We start from the raw sequence: 20,359 nt of genomic DNA, 5'->3' as shown, positions 1-20,359 counted from the left end.
ATTATCAATATTTTTGAATTCTGGATCTTTTTTAATATTTAAATGCAAAGGTGTTTTATCATCTAAACCTTCAAGAAATTTTGTGATTTTTGATTCACTAGAAGATTTTTCCCTGTTTTCTTCCCTTACCAAATATAAACTTTTCGTTCCTACCAGATCTAAAGCTGTTTTGCCATCTCTATCTTTAATGTTCCAATCAGCTCCCTTGTTTACAAGTAATTTTACTATTTCAAATTTATCATGGTAAGCAGCCCAATGTAAAGCTGTTCTGCCATGCCTCTCATCTTGAACATCAACATTAGCACCATTTTCAATAAGTAAGCTTATTAGTTTAAAATTATCACGTGCTACAGCATAATGCAAAGGTGCAATTCCAGAATTATCTATACTATTAATATCAACAACTTTACGATTAACAATTACCTCTGCCGCTTTACTTTCAGGAGCTAAGTGTATAGCATAGTGCAAAAGTTTAGATGAAAAAATAATTCTACCTTCAGCCTCAGTATTCTTAAACCTATTTAGTATCACTTCTACGCATTTTTGATTACCAACAAAAGATGCCCTTTCAAGTTTTTTACATATACCATCCAAAAACATAGTATGATTCGGCTTATCCAAATGCTCTAATAAAAACTTAATATAGCATTGTCCACCAACACCAATAAGTAGCCTATCGAGCTCTTCATCTTGCGTAAATAATATACTTTTATGCGTTTCTGCATATCTTTCCACAAGCGTATCATTAGCTGCAATGGCTAGTAGTGAAAGCTCTTTTACTGAATGATTATAATAACCATTTGTTTCATCATAACTATTATTCAACAGCACATTGTGCGTATGATCAGTCAAATTAAGCTGTTGAGAGCAAAAATCCTTCAAATTACCACAATTCAAATCAGTAATAAATCTATCGCTTTCCTCTATATTATTTATAGTTTTATCTAAACCTGTGTAATCACCATAATTTTTTGCTTTATTTATAACGTCTATTAATCCATCAAAGGTTAAATTTTCAGGGATAATGGTAAATTCTTCTTCATTATGCCTTGGTTCTATATTAACCTGATCTTGAGGCCAAAATAACTCTGTTGCTACAACTGCTGTAACTTCTGCAACACCTACCAATACATTCGCAACATTACCTAAAATGCCTGGATCAGTAACTACTTTGTTTGCTACTTCACTACTATCAGATGAACTCTCAGTAATAGACAAGTCTTCAGCAGCAAATGACTTAGGTCCTTCATTCATATTTTCTCAAGAGTCTCTGTAATTCTATTATCCTCATCTTCGAAATGCCTATTTATTTCATCTAACAAACTTTTGCCATTAACTTTGTAATTCTCTAATTGTTCAGGAATAGCAAGTGTTACTTTGCCGTTTTCATACTCTACCTTACTGTCTCGAAACTTAAGGGTGAACTCTAAAATAGCATCAACCCTGCATATTTCCTTATTCGTATCAAGTTCTCTAACAGGCATACTTGGACAATACTGAATATTGAGAGAACCTTGGCTATTATATACAATACTTATCTTTCTATCGTTGGCATGAGGCAAGCTTAGTTTATGCTTAGAGAATATAGGAGAGAGCTGCATTAACAAAGAGCCATCATACCCAGCCTGATTGCAATTAGTAATTAACTCTTCTAATATATTGTCATTTGGAGTTTCTGCCTTAGCATATTTAAACATTTCTGTGAAAACTTGCTTAGCAAACAGGCGGTAATTTGCATTTTCACTCGAAATTAAGTGATTGTGCTGGCAATATGACTCGTGAACATACGCTTTGCTTATTGTTTGCCCATTAATTAAAAAATCCATTCTTTCCAAATCAAGTTGTGCTTGCTTGCCAGAATTTGCATTCCTATTATTCTCACCTGCCTTTACTTGACTTAGCAAAGATTGTGTTAGCTGAAATTCCAATTCAATTGCTCTGTTAGTATTTTGTCCTTCCTCAACCTCTGAACAATTGCCTGAATCTCCAGAATGACGATGCTCCTTAATTTCTTCTTGTTCTAAAACTTCGAATTCTTCTTCAGCACCTGAATCTCTGGAATGGCGACGCTCCCTTTCTTCTGCAGTATCTACTGCTGGCGGCATGAGCCCACCAAGTAAATTCCACCCCATGTTTTACCCCCTAATTATTAGCTAAACTAAGTATAGCATTAAATAGAAATTTTGCCAAGCAAGTTATTGAGCCTTTTAGCAAATAGACTTACGTCTTCCATCTCTTCACCTTCCACTATACAAGCTTGATAGAACAATAAGTAAATCATATCTCCAAGTGTTGGATTTTCACCATTTTCAGCGTGAGATTCCATTATGTTTCTTATCAAAGGATGCTTAATGTTAATTTCAAGTACTTTTGGCGTGCGGTAATTTAGCTGCTTCTGTTCACGTAAAAAACGCTCCATACGGAGATCCATAGTTCCTTCATCAACTGCTAGACACACAGGACTATCGGTTAATTTCTTAGAGATCTTTACACTTTTTACTAAGCTTCCAAGAACCTTGGTGAAGTATTCGAGTATAGAATCCGCGTTTTCTTCGCTTTTGTTTTCATCTGATTTATTTTCTTCATCTTTCTTACCTTCTTCTGAAGAGAATTTTTCTAAATCAACATCAGCACGAGTTACAGATTTAAATTTTTGATCTTTATATTCATGAATCACGCTAGTCCAGAAATCATCAACTGGATCAACAAATAGAAGCACCTCCAATCCTTTGCTGACGAATCCTTCAAGTTGTGGACTGTTTTTTACTGAATCGAGACTATTTCCTGTGAGATAGTAGATATGTTCCTGTTCAGGCTTCATTCTGCTTATATAATCATCAATGCTAACTAGCTTACCATCACTGGTGCTATGAAATCTGCAAATGGAAAGCAATGCTTCTCTTTCATCAGTTGGCATAGCTTCGCAAAGACCTTCTTTTAACACCGCACCAAAATTGCCCCAGAATTTTGTGTATTCCTCTAAATTATCTTTTGCTTTTTTGCCGAGCTCTGATATTATGCGCTTAGTTAAAGATTTCCTAATCTGCTCAACTACACGATTATTTTGCAGTGTTTCTCTGCTGATATTGAGAGGCAAATCCGGTGAATCAACCACACCTTTCAAAAAACGCAAGTACTGCGGTATAATCTGCACATTATCTTCAGTGATAAACACTTTATTTACATACAATTTTACAGAGCAGCGTCTATCTGGATGAAATAAATCAAAAGGCTTGATAGAAGGAACATAAAGCAAGTTCGTATACTCTATTGCACCTTCATTTTTATTATGAAATATCATCCAAGGCTCACCGCCCACATGTGCAACACCACGGAAGAAGTCGTTGTGCTCTTCTGGAGTAACGTCATTTTTTGGCTTAGTCCAAATTGCAGCTTTGCTATTTAATTTTTCACTTTTTCCTTCTTCATTTACAAACTCAACGGGAAAATTTATGTGGTCAGAGTAAGTAGTAACGATGTTTTCAATACGGAATTTGTCTAAAAATTCGCTTTCTTCAGGACGCATGATGAGCGTAATTTTTGTGCCACGAGAGATTTGACCATCTAATTTGCTGATTGAATACTCTCCATCTCCTTTAGATTTCCACACCCAAGACTCTTCTTCTCCGGCTTTTCTTGATTCTACTATAACTTCTGAAGCAACCATGAAGCTTGAATAAAAACCAACACCAAACTTTCCAATCAGCTCTACAGCTTGGCTCGAATCTTTATTATTCTTAATTGCATCCAAGAATTTTTGCGTACCAGAACTTGCAATCGTGCCAAGATTATCTATTAAATCTTGCCTGTTCATGCCAATTCCATTGTCGGTTATATACAGCTCATTCTTATCTTTACTGGAGCTAATAGTAATCTTCAACTCATCACTTGAATCTAATAAATCAGCATTTAATTGTGATTCATAGCGCAATTTATCACATGCATCTGATGCATTTGATATTAACTCACGCAAGAAAATATCCTTATTAGTATAAAGTGAATGAATTACTATATTTAGTACTTTGCCTACTTCAGCGTCAAATTTTAAACTTTCAGTTTCTTGTATGTTGTGCATTTTGAGCTCCATTATTAGCCTACTACTCTAATAATTTAAGTATTGCACTGCGATCTTTCAAGGTCACACATGCTAAAATTTATGTGGGCCAACTTATGGTTCCAATGCTAAACTGGAATAAGTACAACCATTGTGTCATGCAAATTAAGAAGAAAGTGCTAGAATATAATATCTCTTATTTGCTTCAAAGATTTGTTAGTCTTTGATTCTTTTTTTTTAAAAGTAGTCTCAAGAGAGATTTTAAGCTTTTTCCATTCTTCTTGACCATTTGGCATTAAATCACTCTCAATCTTCTCCAGTACTTTCTGAGGTGATGAATATAATTCCTCGTACAAATCAGTGTTTACTGACTGTAGTATTACTAAAAATGTAAACAAATTCGAATCAAGTAATTCTTCTTTTGCATGGTTCAAAAAACATAGCTTTATTCTCCTTATACAGTATTGTATTGCCTGCAGTGATAATGAGAAGCTTTCTGCATAAAATATAAAGCTATCTATAATTAAGCTCTTTGATTTTTTCGGTAATTCAGAACTTTCAAACAGTTTTCTTATAAACTGCTCTGTTGGCTGTTTTGGCAAATGCAAAGAGAGATCAGTAAAAGATTTTAGGCTAAAATTTGGTCCAAGTATTGTGCTAATTGCTCTTTGCACATTACTCTTATCTTGGCTAACAGAGATAATGAAAACCAGTCCCTCGACATCAAGCATGTACTTTATGGATTCTAAAAAATCGACAATGAATTTAGGGCGACATATATCAAGATCATCGACCATTATATAAATGTTTTTGTCTTTCCTGATTTTATTAACCACATCTGCTAGTTGTATCTTAAAGTCTCTAATGTTCTCTTTTCTCCTTTGGAGAAGATTTAATTCACCCAAGACAAAACCAATGTCTTTCTTATCAGCCTCTTTTGCAGCATCGAGAAATACTGAAAGCATAGCAAGTGGAGATTTACTGATCAGCTTTCCTAATGTATTAAGAGAAAATAGTTCTTGATTTATGTTTTTGAACTGCTGTATAACACTCCTTTTTACTTTGTATGATGCGAATAGATCCTCAAACAAGAAATGCAAAAAAGAAGGCAATGGTTGATCTAGCGCACTAATATCCCATGCGCTGTAATAAGCTGCAATTTCATTTTGCTGCTCTAGATCCTTTACCCATTCTTTCAAGAAAAATGTCTTACCCCACTTATCATATCCTTCTAAGGATACGATTGAAAAAGACTTGTCGATTGTCTTGATTATAGAACTAAATTTACTTGCAATTTGCTTATAACCCAAGCAATCACCTTCCCAATTTATTACCTTAGGCAATTGTTTCTCTTCTTTTTTTCTGAAGGTTATTAGCGATGTAAGTTTTTTTAAGCACATACCTTACTTTATATTTAACTCATACTCTTGTCTTGACGTAAGCGCTATCTTCAGAGTCCCTTCATCTAGGTAGTCAATTTCTCCACCTATCGGTATACCACAAGCAAGGCGCGATATTTTTACATTCGAATTCTTTAGCAATTCAATTATATATTGCGCAGTAACTTGGCCTTCTAATGTCGGATTGATTGCAATAATGACCTCTTCAATTTTAAATTCTGTAACTCTTTTGGGAATGTTATCAAGATTCAGTTCTTTTGGACCTATGCCATTTATTGCTGATAGCCTTCCACCCAAAACATGATACATACCTGAATATATATTCCCTTTTTCAAATGCCCATAGATCACCCAATTCTTCTACTACACACATTAACTTGGTGTCACGCTTTGGGTTAGTACAAATAGAACACGGCGATTTAGTATCTAGGTTTCCACAAATTTTGCACTCTATTATAAGATCCGCTAGCTCTCTAATCAAAGATGCAAGCGGTAGCATGACTTTCTCTTTATTTTGGAGCAAATGTATAACTAACCTTCGTGATGATGATGGACCTAAACTTGGCAATTTAGAAAAAGCATGAACTAAATTCTTTATATTAATGTTCATTTAACAAATTCAGGATATAGTTTATAAAATGATAACATCAAACCTTTCGTAAAGAAAGCTTAGTTTGATTGGCTATGAAAAAGATTTCCCACTTTTTTTTAGAACTGTCTTGAAAAAATTAATGTAATCACAATCTACTGTAACCTAACTCTGATTCAGGTATAACTGAAATTATCTCACACATTTGCGTAGTTACTACGGTACTTCTTTTTTGAAAATGACGTAATTTATTTTTCAACATATTTCTTTCTTCCACATAACTGTCCGATTCTTTATTCAAACTAGAATTTTTTTCTTCATACTTGGAAAGTATTGTGTCGATCAAATAATTAAAAAATAATATTAGACCTGTAGTGTTGGAGAGCAATTCAAGAGAATAATATAACATATCTTCACTCACTTCTTCATTTATTATGTCATGAGAATTTTTATACATTCTAAAACAAGAGCCGAAGGCTGCTAAGCATACGCAAGTAAGTTTTGTTTTGTTTAGGACGCACTTAATTCGCGCTAGTTTTTTATTATTATCTTCTAATTTTATACGCAACTCACTAATTTTACTACTATAGTGCTTAATAAACAATTCTATTGCCTCTTTGTTATTAGCATAATTATATGCTTTGTAAGATTCCTTATCCATAAATTCAGTATCTATATCTCTTGATTTTAGAAGCTCTTTGATTACTTCATTCTTGCCAAGAAGCACAGCTTCGTGTAGAGGTGTGTACTCACTTTCAACATCTTTCCTTCTGTTAATATGTTCACGAGTTAAGTAGTCGAAAAGAACTGAAACGCATTTTGAATTATTACCTTCAATAGCCAGAGTAATTACATCTTTTTCGTCTTTGTTCTTAGTATTAATAACTTTAGAAAGCGGCTTTTCATTCTCTTGCTTACGTTCAAAATATTTGTGCTTGTAAAACTCATTCGAACAGTATGGTTCCTTAAGAATAGACAAAAGCTTTTTTACAAAATCAGCACGATTTTTTTTTATGGCCAAATGTAAAGGTGTGTCCTGATTTTTCTTATCTTGCAACAATAAGGCATCATACAAACAGCCCTCTTTATATAGAGAATCAATCTCTTGGTCAAAATAGATATCTTCTTCTTCTCCTTCACAGATATTTAATAGCCGTGACCCTATACTTTCTGTAGTACTGTAATCAATTGCAGAGCTACGTTTCACTTTAGATTGATAAAGGTTTATGTTCATACTACCCCTGCCTTTAAACAACCCAGCTATACCTCTAAACAGTTCAGCTATACCTGATTCACTCCGAGTGGCACAAGGTGTTTCATCTGGAATGTTAATCTCAACATTTTCACTAGAAAAAAGTTCTAAAACATGCGAGTTGCTTTTTCTACTGGAAAAAGGCACATCGTTCCTTTTATCTTTAATCTCAGCACTCTTTGCATTCAAAGAATTTAGAGAGTTAGCTAAACAATCAAGATCTGTAGCATTTTTAGACTCAAGGTCTTCTGCTTGAAAATTTGCTGCAGTGTTTATTTCACCTTTCATATTTCTTTATTTTACAGGGATTGCATTTCAGGTAGGGTATCTCATCTTTAAAATTTTTCAACTCTATTTAAATTTTTTTAAAATAGTTTTTGATAAAAATATTTATGACACTAACTTTTTGGTTCTCTTGTTAAACTTTTACAAGACAGAATTATTTTATAGCTAAAAAAATTACTTCCGCGTATTTTGAATCCAATTATAATTACAATTAGAGATATTTATTGAGCTCAAAAATCTATCTCCGTCTGCAGACCTTTTTTATTAAACTCATAAAAAATGTATTCTTCAGTGTATATCTGTCGTATGTGCGCTGCATTTTTTTCTAATCTTTTTTACAGGGGGATTTTATGTCCAGAATTCCAGATATTTGACCTTTATTTTAGCTAATAAAAACCAACTGGTACCTGCGGTTTTTATAGCTACGTTTCTCAAACAAGTTTCAAATGAATAGATTTCTTGCATAACTGGAATTCAAAAGTTGATGTCATTCTAGCGCGTGACGCTAGAATCCAGTCCTTTTGTGCGAAAAACGTTGTAAAGTAACTTAGTTGGATCCCAGTGGGCTTTTTAACTGTTGAAGAAAAAATATGCCACAGAAAATGAAAGTCAGTAACCAAAACGAATATAACAAATTCCTTGAAAAAAGGGGGAATATTTTTCGTTACATCGATGAAGCTATCGAAAATTGGTATGAAAATAGTCCAAAAATGCAGGGCGGCAACTATATTTATAGTGATAAAGTTGTGATTTTAGTGCATATAATCGTCAGTTTCTTTAGAATTGGTTTAAGACAAACAGTCGGGTTTATAAAAGGATATCTGCAACAAATAGGAAAAAATTTGCAGCTATTCACAAGCATCAAAAAAAACTTAATATTAAGATAAATGATTGCAGGATTGATAAAAGCAACATGGAAAATATTGAAATTATCATAGATAGCACAAATTTACAGTAACACTCCTGGCCACAGTAAGGAAAACAGTGCAGATAGAAAGTACCGAAGCTACGAGCAAGTAAGAAAGTTACATGTTATGTTAAGTGTGAATAGTAAAAAAGCTATAGCTGCAAGATACAGTAATGGCGTCTACTCTGACCACTTGCGATTTGCTTGAAGAAGTTAATTTTCAGCACAAAATAAAAGCATTATATGCAGATAGGGCATACGATAGGCAAAAACTTTATAAATTGTGTAAGAAATACGATATAAAGACAAAAGTTCTACCAAAAAAGGATGCAGCAGAACATTCAAAAATAGATTATATGTCTGACAGAAATGCTGCTATTAGGTTAATAAAATTATATGGACAAGATGGTGTAAAAGAGTGGAAAAAGGAAGTACATTATGGGAAAAGATCTTATATAGAAGGATTTTTCTCAAGGTTGAAGCAAGTATTTGTTTAGGAATAAATCTGAAGTAAATCGTGAAAAAGAATTACTAATTAAGTGCTATTTGCTCAACAAATTCACTGGTATTGGTATGGCTAAATTTGAGATAGTTACATGAATTTACCATAAATCACCATCTCATAAAGTGTGATGCAACAAAGCCATCCCAGTATCAGCTACTCTGATGACACCAAAGGGGCACTTGGATAGAGGCTACTTGAATAACACCATCATAAGGTGAAACTAGATTCCAGTGTCAAGCACTGGAATGACATCGTCTACTATGCAAATTACCAAAATGTTCGTACAGCTGTGACTGGTTTGGGTTTTGTACAGCTATCCTGCAAACGCTATGTAAATAACAACTATACATTTATCTTCAAGATTATTTACCAAGTATAGACATCAGCTCATCCCATTCTCTTTTACCCATGCCACTTTCTTCTCTCGTAACATTTTCTCCTTTTATTAGCTTGCGAATTATTTCAAGACCAGTTTTTGAAATGCAGGCTGATTTTAGCGAGTATTCAACAAAAGCATTATAGGCCAGCGGGACCCATTTCTTTACTATGTCCAACATAACTTCTGCATAGACTCTAATTTCATATTGGGCGTGCTGATCAGCTCTAAGCCTTAAAAAGTGAAGAAGGTTGTGTAAATCTATTTTCCAATAAAACTGAGTATAGTAATTAAGTGTTAGATTAGTTCGGGCAATTTCTCTTGCAAGGCCCTGTTCAATAAATTTCTCATAATGAGAATATACTAAATTAGAATCATTTATTAGAGAATCTATTATTTCTTTTGAAGTACTTGAGTCAAAAGCTTCACCGCTGCCTTGTTTATTATTATCAGATTGTTTTGCAACCTGTTCTGGTATATAAAATTCATTATCAAGTATCGAATACCTTCCGGAATATTCATTCACATTTGCAGTTCTGTGTCTTATCCACTGTCTTGCAATAAAAATTGGAAGTTTCACGTGAAACTTAATTTCACACATTTCAAATGGAGTTGTATGATGATGCCTCATCAAATACTTTATAAGCGCTTCATCTTGATTTATCTGTTTTGTTCCCTTTCCATAAGAAACACGAGCAGCTTGAACTATGGCGCTATCAGAGCCCATATAATCAATCACTCGAACAAATCCATGATCTAACACCTTATGTTCTTCGTATAGAATTTTATCTATCTCTTTTACTGTAGTTCGCTTAGTTGTCTCATTCATAATATATTCTCAAGATGAAACGAAAATATCAGCCCCGCATGAATTGAGTTTTTCGTGCATTGCCTCATATCCTCTCCATAAATGATGTGAGTTATTTATTGTAGTTTCTCCTTTAGCTACCAAAGAAGCGAGAATTAAAGCTGCTGTTGACCTTAAGTCATTAGCATGCAGATTAGCTCCAGATAAGCTCTTTATTCCACTTATAGTAGCTTTACTTTTTTCGATGCTAATATTAGCACCTAATTTTCTTAACTCATTCGCATGTGCAAATCTACTTTCAAAAATGTTCTCTTCAATGATTGATATTCCATCTGCAATGCACATTGCAGACATTAGTTGTGGTTGCATATCACTGGGAAAGTTGGGATATGGATTTGTTGCAACGTGAGCAGATTTAATAGAGCCATTTTTTCTAGAAATAATAATACCATCATCATGTAACTCAACTCTGGCTCCTATAGTCTTCAATTCATTTGCAATACATTCTATATCAGACAAACTTACTCCTTCTAACTTTAGCTCGCCGTCGGTAATGATAGCAGCCAAAGCATAAGTACCGGCCTCTATCCGATCTGGTATGATTGTGTGGACACATCCGTTTAATTCATCAACGCCTTCTATTGTGATTTTTGTGTTGTTAACTTCAATATTGGCACCCATTTTTTTTAGAAACTCTATTAAATCAAGAACTTCCGGCTCCGTTGCGGCATTGTTTATTGTTGTTACTCCTTCTGCAAGTGTTGCTGACATGATTATGTTTTCTGTTGCGCCAACACTTACTTTTTCAAATGTTATTTCTTTGCCTTGCAATTTTCCCTTTGTTGTTGCAGTTATATTACAGCTATCAATTTCAATTTTAGCTCCCATTGCTTCAAGTGCCTTGATATGAATGTCAACAGGACGTTTTCCAATATTACATCCACCAGGAAATACTGTTGAAACTCTACCAAATCTGCTGAGCATTGGACCTAGCATTAAAAAAGATGCTCGCAGTCTGCTTGCAATTTCATGTGATATTAAATGGTTATTGATATTGCTACAGTCAATTTCCAAAGTATGATTTGCTTTATAGTCTTTATTGCATATAAAATTTACTTCTGCACCAAGACTCTTAAGCAGCTCAGACATCAAATGCACGTCAATTAAATCAGGTACGTTATGCAAAGTTATTGAAGAATTACTAAACAAGCTTGCCGCCATTATTGGCAAGACTGCATTCTTTGAACCATTAATCTTGATTTTTCCAATCAAGGGCTTATGGTTACTTCTTACTAATATTTTATGCATTTAATCAAGCGATAGAACTTATCAAGTAAGTATAATAGGTTAGCGGTAAAAGGCAAAATTTTGCTTTTTCTTCTTCTGTCATTCGAGTAGCTGACACTGGGATCCATTTCTTCATCATCATCAAAATGTTATATTTCAACATTACTTTTATGCTGACCAATTTAACTGGATTCCAGTTGGCTTTGTTGCATCGCTATCTACGGCGGATTAAAGATAAAAAAGATGAAGAATATCAGTAGCTTATTATTCTAGCATTTATAGTAAGGACGGTCAGTGAATATCTAAATTTGAGTAAAAGAAATTTTACTACCATTCACTAATCTAGCTAAAATTCAATAATTTCAATGCTTTAGCTATTTTAAGTAGAATTAAATTTACTAATACAAACAATAAATTACTATTCTTAAATTTGATCAGATTGACTGCAAAAAAATAAGATTTTCAATAAGTTGCTTGTATAGTTAGCCTTTCATAGGTAGCGATGCAACAAAGCCATTCCAGTTTCAGCTACTCGAATGACATTTTCGTAGTCGATTGTGTGTCCAGAGAAGGCAAGTATGTTCAGTGGGAGGTAGACCCACCAGGATAAAAGTCGAAGTCCTGTAGCTAGGGTAGCAATGTGGAGGGAAAGCAAAATGTTGAAGCCTACCGACAACGTTATCATAGGATAATGGCGAATTACCAGGCCGTAGCGAAAGCAAACATATAGGTGGCCTCGAAAACGATAAGAACTGAAGGCTGAGCCAGCGGTCAATGGGCGAAAGCAGAATAGGCAGTTGAAAAACGACTGATACAATTGTTCTACTTCAGCGGGGTGGTAGTGATAGCATGGTAATGAGGACATACAAAGCAACTGGAGAAGCCCTCCTCATCCCAAGGAGAAATACCTTGGAGTGGTAGGTTCTATAACTGGAAAACAGGAAAAGAACCGAAGATGAGAGGGTGGCGGATGGGTGCGTAGTAGTAAAGAAGTGAGGTAACTCTCATGGAGCAAAGGCACCCTACTAGTAGAAATCTTTTAACAAAAAGGAAGGTAAAGGTAAAAATGATAAAAATGCCAATAAAATTACAAGACCTGAGAAGAAAGATATATACCAAAGCGAAAACAGAACCGGAATGGCGATTCTGGGGAATCTATGTTCACGTCTGCAAGATGGAGACACTAGAAGAAGCATATAAGCTGACAAAGAAGAGCAAAGGGGCACCAGGAATAGACGGGGTGACATTTGAATCGATAGAGGCAGAAGGCTTAGAAAAGTATCTTCAACAAATAAGACACGAACTAATAACCAAAACCTATAGCCCAAATAGGAACCGGAGGAAGGAAATACCAAAAGTTGGGGGAAAACTCAGAACGTTGAACATACCCTGCATCCGGGACAGAATAGTGCAAACAGCACTGAAGCTAATACTTGAACCAATATTTGAATCTGACTTTCAGGACGGATCATATGGATATAGACCTAGGAGAAAAGCGCATGAAGCAATTGATAAAGTATCGAAAGCAGCAATCAAAGGCAATACAAAAGTTATTGACATAGATCTGAAATCCTACTTCGACAATGTGCGACACCATATTCTTATGGAAAAGATTTCCAAAAGAGTAAATGATAAAGAAATCATGCACTTGATCAAGCTAATCCTCAAAGTAGGAGGGAAACGAGGAATAGCGCAAGGATCACCACTTTCACCACTAATAAGCAATATATACCTAAATGAGGTAGATAAAATGCTAGAGAAGGCAAAAGAGGTGACAAAAGAGGGAAAATATCGACATATAGAATACGCCAGATGGGCAGACGATTTAGTGATACTGATAGATGGGCACCAGAGATGGGAATGGCTAGAAAAATTAGTGTATAGAAGAGTACAAGAAGAATTAGCAAAACTAAAGGTAGAAGTAAATAAAGAAAAGACAAAAGTAATTAACCTAAAGGAAAGAGAGACATTCAGCTTTCTAGGATTTGATTTTCGAGAGAAGATCACAAAACAAGGAAAGTGGAGGGTACAAACAACACCACAGATGAAAGCGCGGACAAACTTACTTCAAAAATTGAAGGAGGTATTTCGCGACCACAAATCGCAACCAATATGGAAAGTGATAAATATCATTAATCCAATACTGAGAGGGTGGACAAACTACTTTAGGATAGGAAACTCAGGTCGAAACTTTAACTACGTGAAACTATGGGTAGAGAAGAAAGTAAGACGCAAATTAATGAAAGCTAGAAAAGCAAAAGGATTTGGCTGGGAGAGGTGGAGTAGCGAATGGATATACGAAACACTAGGTCTATATAAAGACTATAGATTAAGATATTACGTTCCGAAAGCAGCCCCAGTACAAGATGTTATAAACTTTGGTAAGAATCTGCTAGGAAAGCGTAGTGCGGGAAAACTGCATGCTGCGTTTGACGAGGCGGGAGCTGGAAACGTAAACATGGGAATTTTGGATTGAGGCCCAACATGAAAATAATGGATCAGCCACCAAGCCCTAAAGAGGCGCGCCAGTTCTCGACCCTACCAAAATAGCATAATTAACTATACCTTTCCAAAGATGAGAGACGCGTTGGTACCACCAAAACCAAATGAATTAGAAAGCGCATATTGAATTTTATGCTCTTGAGCTTTAAGTGGTACAAAATTTAAATCACACCCTTCTGAAGGTTTGTGTAGGTTTAAAGTTGGTGGAACAATTCCATTGTTTAATGCAAGGATACTAAATATTGCTTCAACACTTCCTGCGGCACCAAGTAAATGTCCTATAGAAGATTTAGTCGAGGAAACAGGTATTTTATAGGCATAGTCACCGAATAACTGCTTCATTGCTATTACTTCAACTTTATCCCCAAGTGTTGTTGAAGTCCCATGTGCATTGATATACCCAATTTGACTTGGGCTTACTTGTGCACTCCTTAAAGCAAGTTCCATTGCCTTAAGTGCGCCTCTTCCTTCTGGATGTGGTGCTGTGATGTGGTGCGCATCTCCTGTTAACCCATATCCAGTGAGTTCTGCATATATTTTTGCTTCCCTTTTTTTTGCATGTTCATATTCTTCCAGAACTAATATACCTGCCCCTTCGCCCATGACAAATCCATCGCGTTCTTCGTCCCATGGCCTTGAGGCCTCTTCAGGCTTATCATTGAATTTAGTTGATAGCGCCTTCATCGATGCAAAACCTGCAATTCCAACTCTGCATAACGCACTTTCTGCTCCGCCTGCAATCATAATGTCAGCTTCACCGAGTTTTATAGCTCTTGCTGAGTTTATAATCGCATGCGCACCTGTTGCACATGCAGTAACCGCTGAGTCATTTGGACCTATAAATTCGTATTTAATAGAAATATGACCAGATATCAAATTTATTAGACTTGCAGGAACAAAAAATGGGCTAACACGTCTAGGCCCCTTCTCCTGCATGGTAATTACATTTTCCTGAATTGATGGAAGACCACCTATACCAGAACCAATAGCTACACCTATTCGCTCTTTATTAATATTTTTATTTTCCAAAATTAGTGAATCTTCTACTGCCTGAATAGCTGCTGCAATTCCGTAGTGAATAAAACGATCTGTTCTTTTTAGGTCTTTTTCAAAAATATAATCTGGTGGATTAAAATAATGCTCAATGTTATCGGATTGCACAGGCACCTGCCCTGCAACCTGACAAGCAAGATCAGAAGAGTCGAACCTATCTGTATTGATTGCTTTGATGCCAGATTTACCTTCTTTCAGCTTTGACCAGGTGTTATTAACATCTGCTGCTAGTGGAGTAATTAAGCCAACACCGGTAACTACTACTCTTCTGCTCATTCAACATCAATTGTTTGCTTTGTTTACTACATATTCAACTATCTGTTCCATAGTTTCCATTTTTTGTGCATCTTCGTCAGGAATCTCTATACCAAATTCTTCTTCAGCTGCCATGATTATTTCAACTGCATCTAAACTATCTGTGCCATGGTCTGAAAGCTTTGAAGAACTACTAAATCCCTCTACATCCTTACTGATGTGCTCTAGTATAATCTTCTTTACTTTTTCTTCTATATCTTCCCTAGTGCTTTTTGCCAATTCGCTCATTTCTTACTAAAAAATAACCTATTCTCTGATGTTATAAGAAATTTTGATGTTTGCAATAGCTTTTATGATTATATAAACTATTAAAAACTTCCTATCTCTTAGCACTCAATAGTTAATAAATTTAAAAATGCTAGACGAAACAACAAAAAATTTGCTTGTTGTAGAAGTGAATAAGCTCTTACCTGAAAATAGCGAGAATAAACTTATATCAGCTATGCGTTATGTGCTTCTTGCTCCTGCAAAACATATACGTTCTTTTTTAGTTATAGCATCTTCGTCGATATTCAACATAAAGGTTGAAAAAGCAATAACAGCAGCAGCAGCAATTGAATTTATTCATGCTTATTCCCTAATTCACGATGATCTGCCATGTATGGATAACAGTGACACCCGCAGAGGCCAGCCAAGCTGCCACAAAAAATTTGGTGAAGCAACAGCAGTACTGGCTGGAGATGCATTACTTACCCTGGCTTTTGAGGTATTATCTTTGTTAAATTGTGAGATCATAAAAGTGCTCTCTCAAGCAATAGGAATGAAGGGAATGGTGGGAGGGCAGATTTTAGATATAGGTGCAGATTTTGACAAAATAAAAGAAATTCATTTGATGAAAACTGCAAAACTATTTGCAGCTTCATGTGAAATAGGGGCTATAATAGGAGGCGCTACAGACAAGGAGCGGGAAGCATTATATAACTATGGAATAAATCTAGGGCTTATTTTTCAAGCCAAGGATGATATCGAAGATTATGAGCAAGATAAAACAAACAATTTAATGTCCGTGCTTGGAAAAAATGAAATGGAAAACTATATAGATAGTCTCTTTAAACAGGCCTCAGATAATTTAAGTACGCTTTCAGGGAATACTAATGACTTATATGATTTATTGAATCAAGTAAAAAAAGATGGTTAGAAAAATTATATTACAAATGTTTATCTCTGTAGTAATGATTCTCACTTTAGCTTCTGCTTTTATAATTACGATTGTTTATATAAACAAAGATAAACCAGAGAAAAGGGAAAAGCTTTACGAAATAAATGCTACACATGGTGGTTTGACACAGATGATAGCAAGTTATTTGGTCAGGCCGATACTTGAATCAGCTCTTGATCGTTATATTGAAAAGCATGGGTTAGCAGAATATTTAGAAGAAATAACACAGCAAAAAGAAGAAGAGATGATAAACTTTTATGAAATTACTGAAGGCAGTGGCAGTAAAGTTTTCTGTGGCCAAGAAGTTCTGCTACAAATGTACAAAGTCTCCAACAACCTAGCAACGCTACTTCCGACTGATGTCAATTTGAAAATAGGTCAGGATTACTTAAAAGAAGTGAGTTTAGGGGTAATAGGTATGAAAGAAGGTGGAGAGCGTGTAGTTACTATTGCCGCTGATGACAACAAAATGAGTTTTAACTCTTATTACATCAAACTGATTGAAGTAAAAGATAAATATCCTGATTCAGTAAATAACCTAATGATTTTTAATGACTTAATTAACAAAACTGGAAAACGAGTAAAATGTGGCGATGAGATATCAGTTCAATATAGCATAAAGAGACATAATGGTGAGTATATAATCAAAGATCAAATAGTGCAGTTTAAGGTTGGTGACAAAAAAATACCACTTGCTATAGAACTTGGAGTTGTGGGAATGAGAGCTGGTAATAAAAGAACAGTTCTTTCTCCACCTGATCTTTTAACTGATGTGTTAACAAAAGGCATAGATTGTGATATTGCAATAATTGATTTAAGCTTGAATTCTACTATTGAAAAATAGCTTAAAGAATTACGAAGTAAGAAAAAATAAAACCGTATCCGTTCAGCGGAGTGGCAGAATAAGGTAGACAAGGTGATCTAAAAAGATAATCATAGAGCAAAAGTGAGGTAATGTGGTAAACCTTTTAGAGCTTTGCAAAAATTTACAGCAAAAAATAGAAAAGTTAGAAGCAAAAATAGAAAAGCTGGAAAGGGAGAATGAAAGTTTAAAAGCAGAGAACAAGGCTTTAAAGATAGAGAACGCTGAATTAAAGGAAAGGCTTGGTTTAAACTCGAAAAATTCATCTCTACCAAGCTCTAGAGAGTTGTACAAAATAAAAAAGGACAAGCCAAAGAGCGACAGAAACGTTGGTGGTCAGGTTGGTCATAAAGGAAGTTTTCGCGCCAAAATGGATGCAGATGAGGTGATAAAAGTAAAGTTGTCATCTACTTGTGAATGCGGAGGAGGGATTGCAATATGCAATGGACCGTACATTCATCAAAAAGTTGATCTTCCGGAAATTAGGCCTTATGTAGTGGAATATCAGATGGAGCATGGTCGTTGCCGGAGATGCGGAAAAAGAAGAAGCAGTAAGTTACCAGAAGGTGTTACGTCAGATACATTTGGTCCAAGGGTTAAGTCAATAATTGCAGCGTTCAGCGGATTCTACAAAAATTCAAAACGCGAAATAGCGAGTGTCGTAAATGATATCTTCAATTTGAACATAAGCGTCGTTAGCATATCAAATAGTGAACATAGAGTTGCTTCAAAATGCAAAAAAATGTATGAGCAGATCGAACAAGAGATAAGTAGGAGTAAAGTTCTACATATTGATGAAACGAGCCATTATAACAAAGGTAAACTCGCTTGGTGTTGGATGTTTGCAAGCAATACGGCAAGTTTTGTGAAGTTGACAGAGTCAAGAGGAATGAAAGTTTTAAAAAATAACGCATGCTGCAATCATAATAGCTTAGTGGTAACCGACAGGTACGCAGTATACAATTACTTTGCTGATGAAAAAAGGCAAATCTGCTGGGCACACTTAGCAAGGGATTTTGAAAGATTAGCGCATAGTTGGAATATTGAAGTCAAAGTTCTTGGCTGTTACTTAAGAAATGTAGCTACTGAATTATTTGCACTAAAAAAGGCTTTGCTAAAAAATGAGATAGATGTTTTTAGATTTGCCAGACGTGCCAGAAAGTTGCGAAAACGTACAAGGTATTACTTGAAGGAAATATCCTACTTACCTGAAGCAATTGGAGCCTCTCGAGTTGCGAAAAATATTTTGAAATCTGAAAGAATGATGTGGAATTTTTTAGATGACCCAAAAAACATTCCGCTGACAAACAACCATGCTGAACAGCAGATACGGCATTATGTCGTTTACCGCAAAAATTCGTATTTTACACAATCAAAGCGGGGAAATGCATTCCTTGAACGGATAATTTCGTTATACTTAACATGGAAACAAAGGGGTCTCAATCCTTTCCAAAACCTCTTATCTATTGTTTCTTAAACCACTCTCCTGAACGGATACTGAACGGATACATAAAACCTCTTGAATGCTCTATATTACTTAAAGTAGGCTTCCTCTAAAGTATAAATTTAGATAAATCAAGCTGCTTTGAAATTGACTCTAGTTTATCTCTTACATATTTGCTATCTATAACAAATTTTTCACTATTTTTTTCAGAAGCGATAAAACTTATTTCATCCAAAAGCTTCTCCATGACAGTATGAAGTCTTCTTGCACCTATATTTTCCACTTCTCTATTAACTGTAAATGCTATTTCAGCTATAGTCTCTATACCATCATCAGTAAACTCAAGTGTTACATTTTCCGTTTTCATTAACGCTATATACTGTTTTAACAAACTAGATTCTGGTTCCTTTAATATTTTTATTAGATCCTCTTGAGTAAGCGCCTTAAGTTCCACTCTAATTGGCAATCTACCCTGTAATTCTGGTAAAAGATCAGATGGCTTAGATAAATGAAAAGCACCAGATGCAATAAATAATATATAGTCTGTTTTTACGGGGCCATACTTAGTTGAAACAGTTGTTCCCTCAAGTAATGGTAACAGATCGCGCTGCACTCCTTCTCTGTTGACTTCACCTTTTATTTCTGTACGTGCTGCAATTTTATCTATTTCATCTAAAAACACTATGCCTTCATTGCTAACAAGATCAATCGCTTCTTTGATTATCTTGTCTTCATCCATTAACCTTTCGCTTTCTTCATTAATCAATATTTCACGTGCTTCTTTCACTTTAACTGTAATAGTTTTTGTTTTTTTGCTCCCATTAAACATCTTGCCCACGATTTCTGTTACGTTCATCACACCAATTTGCCCACCTGGCATGCCAGGTATATCAAAAGTGGGTAACATACCTTTGCTCTCCCTGACGTTAATAGAAACTTCTCCATCTTCAAATTCCTTATTTCTCAGTCTTTCTCTGAAAACTTTTTTGCTTTCCTCGGTTGCATCTTCACCAACCATGGAGTTGACTATTATCTTTTCAGCCAAACCTAAAGCTTTTTTAGTTAAGGCTTTACGTGCTTTTTCCTTAACTAAAACTATTGCTGCATCAACTAAATCACGTATTATCGAGTCAACATCACGTCCAACATATCCTATTTCAGTAAATTTCGTTGCTTCAACTTTTATAAAAGGTGCACCAGCAAGCTTTGCTAAACGGCGAGCTATTTCAGTTTTACCAACTCCCGTATGGCCTATCATGAGTATATTCTTAGGTATAATCTCTTCACGTAGTGGAAGTGGGACTTTATTTCGACGCCAACGATTTCTGAGTGCAATAGCAACAGCGCGCTTTGCGTCATTCTGTCCGATTATAAATCTATCCAACTCTTTAACTATCTTCTGTGGTGGTAGATCATCTAATAAAGCTTGTGAGCTTTGAATGCTGCTACTTTCTGTACCTTCATTTTCATAGAGGCCGTTTTTTTTATTGCAGTCATCATTATTATCAGATTGACCTACTACAGGTTGACCAGAAGAATTGGTACACAAAGTTCTTGACATA

The 20,359-nt window shown here is 35.2% G+C and carries 14 protein-coding genes and 2 pseudogenes; 5 read left to right on the top strand and 11 right to left on the bottom strand.

Features of this window, described 5'->3' with window-relative positions; all coding sequences use genetic code 11:
• Nucleotides 1-204 precede the first annotated feature (204 nt).
• The 6 genes and pseudogenes from ONG75_RS07905 to ONG75_RS06540 all read right to left on the bottom strand — a co-directional run.
• A pseudogene (locus ONG75_RS07905) lies at nt 205-600 on the bottom strand (ankyrin repeat domain-containing protein); the annotation flags it as partial.
• 650 nt (nt 601-1,250) lie between these two features.
• The gene (locus tag ONG75_RS06560) at nt 1,251-2,132 is read right to left on the bottom strand and encodes a hypothetical protein (RefSeq protein ID WP_264376063.1); all 882 of its coding nucleotides are present in this window, start codon (nt 2,130-2,132) and stop codon (nt 1,251-1,253) included.
• A 38-nt stretch (nt 2,133-2,170) separates the two neighbouring features.
• A complete protein-coding gene (htpG, locus tag ONG75_RS06555) occupies nt 2,171-4,075 on the bottom strand; it encodes a molecular chaperone HtpG (RefSeq protein WP_264376182.1) in 1,905 nt (634 codons plus the stop codon).
• Nucleotides 4,076-4,233: 158 nt separating this feature from the next.
• Nucleotides 4,234-5,454 carry a KAP family P-loop NTPase fold protein gene (locus ONG75_RS06550; protein WP_264376062.1) on the bottom strand — a complete coding sequence of 407 codons (1,221 nt, stop codon included), beginning with the start codon at nt 5,452-5,454 and terminating at the stop codon, nt 4,234-4,236.
• A gap of 3 nt (nt 5,455-5,457) precedes the next feature.
• Complete coding sequence (recR, locus tag ONG75_RS06545) at nt 5,458-6,057, bottom strand: recombination mediator RecR (RefSeq protein ID WP_405197680.1); 600 nt, start codon at nt 6,055-6,057, stop codon at nt 5,458-5,460.
• A gap of 133 nt (nt 6,058-6,190) precedes the next feature.
• The gene (locus ONG75_RS06540; RefSeq protein ID WP_264376061.1) at nt 6,191-7,582 is read right to left on the bottom strand and encodes an ankyrin repeat domain-containing protein; all 1,392 of its coding nucleotides are present in this window, start codon (nt 7,580-7,582) and stop codon (nt 6,191-6,193) included.
• Nucleotides 7,583-8,169: 587 nt separating this feature from the next.
• Between ONG75_RS06540 and ONG75_RS07900 the strand changes: the two are divergent.
• Nucleotides 8,170-9,086 (top strand): annotated as a pseudogene (locus ONG75_RS07900) (IS5 family transposase).
• A 267-nt stretch (nt 9,087-9,353) separates the two neighbouring features.
• Here ONG75_RS07900 and thyX read toward each other — a convergent pair.
• Nucleotides 9,354-10,196, bottom strand: coding sequence for an FAD-dependent thymidylate synthase (gene thyX, locus ONG75_RS06525; RefSeq protein ID WP_264376058.1), 843 nt, complete (start codon nt 10,194-10,196; stop codon nt 9,354-9,356).
• A 9-nt stretch (nt 10,197-10,205) separates the two neighbouring features.
• Nucleotides 10,206-11,483 carry a UDP-N-acetylglucosamine 1-carboxyvinyltransferase gene (murA, locus tag ONG75_RS06520; protein ID WP_264376057.1) on the bottom strand — a complete coding sequence of 426 codons (1,278 nt, stop codon included), beginning with the start codon at nt 11,481-11,483 and terminating at the stop codon, nt 10,206-10,208.
• Between the two features lie 985 nt (nt 11,484-12,468).
• On the opposite strand from murA, the gene ltrA reads away from it, so the two are divergent.
• Complete coding sequence (ltrA, locus tag ONG75_RS06515; protein ID WP_264375419.1) at nt 12,469-13,938, top strand: group II intron reverse transcriptase/maturase; 1,470 nt, start codon at nt 12,469-12,471, stop codon at nt 13,936-13,938.
• Between the two features lie 83 nt (nt 13,939-14,021).
• Here the strand turns inward: ltrA and fabF are convergent, their stop codons facing one another.
• The gene (gene fabF / locus ONG75_RS06510) at nt 14,022-15,293 is read right to left on the bottom strand and encodes a beta-ketoacyl-ACP synthase II (protein ID WP_264376056.1); all 1,272 of its coding nucleotides are present in this window, start codon (nt 15,291-15,293) and stop codon (nt 14,022-14,024) included.
• A gap of 6 nt (nt 15,294-15,299) precedes the next feature.
• Nucleotides 15,300-15,560 carry an acyl carrier protein gene (gene acpP, locus ONG75_RS06505; RefSeq protein ID WP_064085853.1) on the bottom strand — a complete coding sequence of 87 codons (261 nt, stop codon included), beginning with the start codon at nt 15,558-15,560 and terminating at the stop codon, nt 15,300-15,302.
• 127 nt (nt 15,561-15,687) lie between these two features.
• Here acpP and ONG75_RS06500 point away from each other — a divergent pair, with 127 nt between their 5' ends.
• The 3 genes from ONG75_RS06500 (at nt 15,688) to tnpC (ending at nt 18,830) form a co-directional block, all read left to right on the top strand.
• Nucleotides 15,688-16,470: a polyprenyl synthetase family protein gene (locus tag ONG75_RS06500; RefSeq protein WP_064085854.1), complete on the top strand. Its 783-nt coding sequence runs from the start codon at nt 15,688-15,690 to the stop codon at nt 16,468-16,470.
• A complete protein-coding gene (locus ONG75_RS06495; RefSeq protein WP_264376055.1) occupies nt 16,463-17,335 on the top strand; it encodes an FKBP-type peptidyl-prolyl cis-trans isomerase in 873 nt (290 codons plus the stop codon). The genes ONG75_RS06500 and ONG75_RS06495 overlap by 8 nt, the downstream gene beginning before the upstream one ends.
• A 112-nt stretch (nt 17,336-17,447) precedes the next feature.
• On the top strand, nt 17,448-18,830 hold the full coding sequence (tnpC, locus tag ONG75_RS06490; RefSeq protein ID WP_264375454.1) for an IS66 family transposase: 1,383 nt from the start codon (nt 17,448-17,450) through the stop codon (nt 18,828-18,830).
• A gap of 76 nt (nt 18,831-18,906) precedes the next feature.
• Here tnpC and hslU read toward each other — a convergent pair whose 3' ends face one another.
• Nucleotides 18,907-20,358, bottom strand: a complete 1,452-nt coding sequence (hslU, locus tag ONG75_RS06485; protein WP_264330724.1) for an ATP-dependent protease ATPase subunit HslU — start codon at nt 20,356-20,358, stop codon at nt 18,907-18,909.
• Nucleotide 20,359: the final 1 nt, after the last annotated feature.

Source organism: Wolbachia endosymbiont (group B) of Sphaerophoria taeniata, from assembly GCF_947179355.1.
Classification (GTDB): Bacteria; Pseudomonadota; Alphaproteobacteria; order Rickettsiales; family Anaplasmataceae; genus Wolbachia.
Note: the sequence above shows the minus strand (reverse complement) of the source record. Positions and strands in the feature narration are given on the sequence as shown.

What these genes read in the sequence shown, in the direction of transcription:
- ONG75_RS06495 (WP_264376055.1), top strand. Translation starts at nt 16,463, where the DNA reads ATGGTTAGAAAAATTATATTACAAATGTTTATCTCTGTAGTAATGATT.
- fabF (WP_264376056.1), bottom strand. Translation starts at nt 15,293, where the DNA reads ATGAGCAGAAGAGTAGTAGTTACCGGTGTTGGCTTAATTACTCCACTA.
- ONG75_RS06560 (WP_264376063.1), bottom strand. Translation starts at nt 2,132, where the DNA reads ATGGGGTGGAATTTACTTGGTGGGCTCATGCCGCCAGCAGTAGATACT.
- ONG75_RS06500 (WP_064085854.1), top strand. Translation starts at nt 15,688, where the DNA reads ATGCTAGACGAAACAACAAAAAATTTGCTTGTTGTAGAAGTGAATAAG.
- murA (WP_264376057.1), bottom strand. Translation starts at nt 11,483, where the DNA reads ATGCATAAAATATTAGTAAGAAGTAACCATAAGCCCTTGATTGGAAAA.
- hslU (WP_264330724.1), bottom strand. Translation starts at nt 20,358, where the DNA reads ATGTCAAGAACTTTGTGTACCAATTCTTCTGGTCAACCTGTAGTAGGT.
- ONG75_RS06540 (WP_264376061.1), bottom strand. Translation starts at nt 7,582, where the DNA reads ATGAAAGGTGAAATAAACACTGCAGCAAATTTTCAAGCAGAAGACCTT.
- htpG (WP_264376182.1), bottom strand. Translation starts at nt 4,075, where the DNA reads ATGCACAACATACAAGAAACTGAAAGTTTAAAATTTGACGCTGAAGTA.
- acpP (WP_064085853.1), bottom strand. Translation starts at nt 15,560, where the DNA reads ATGAGCGAATTGGCAAAAAGCACTAGGGAAGATATAGAAGAAAAAGTA.
- thyX (WP_264376058.1), bottom strand. Translation starts at nt 10,196, where the DNA reads ATGAATGAGACAACTAAGCGAACTACAGTAAAAGAGATAGATAAAATT.
- ltrA (WP_264375419.1), top strand. Translation starts at nt 12,469, where the DNA reads ATGGAGCAAAGGCACCCTACTAGTAGAAATCTTTTAACAAAAAGGAAG.
- ONG75_RS06550 (WP_264376062.1), bottom strand. Translation starts at nt 5,454, where the DNA reads ATGTGCTTAAAAAAACTTACATCGCTAATAACCTTCAGAAAAAAAGAA.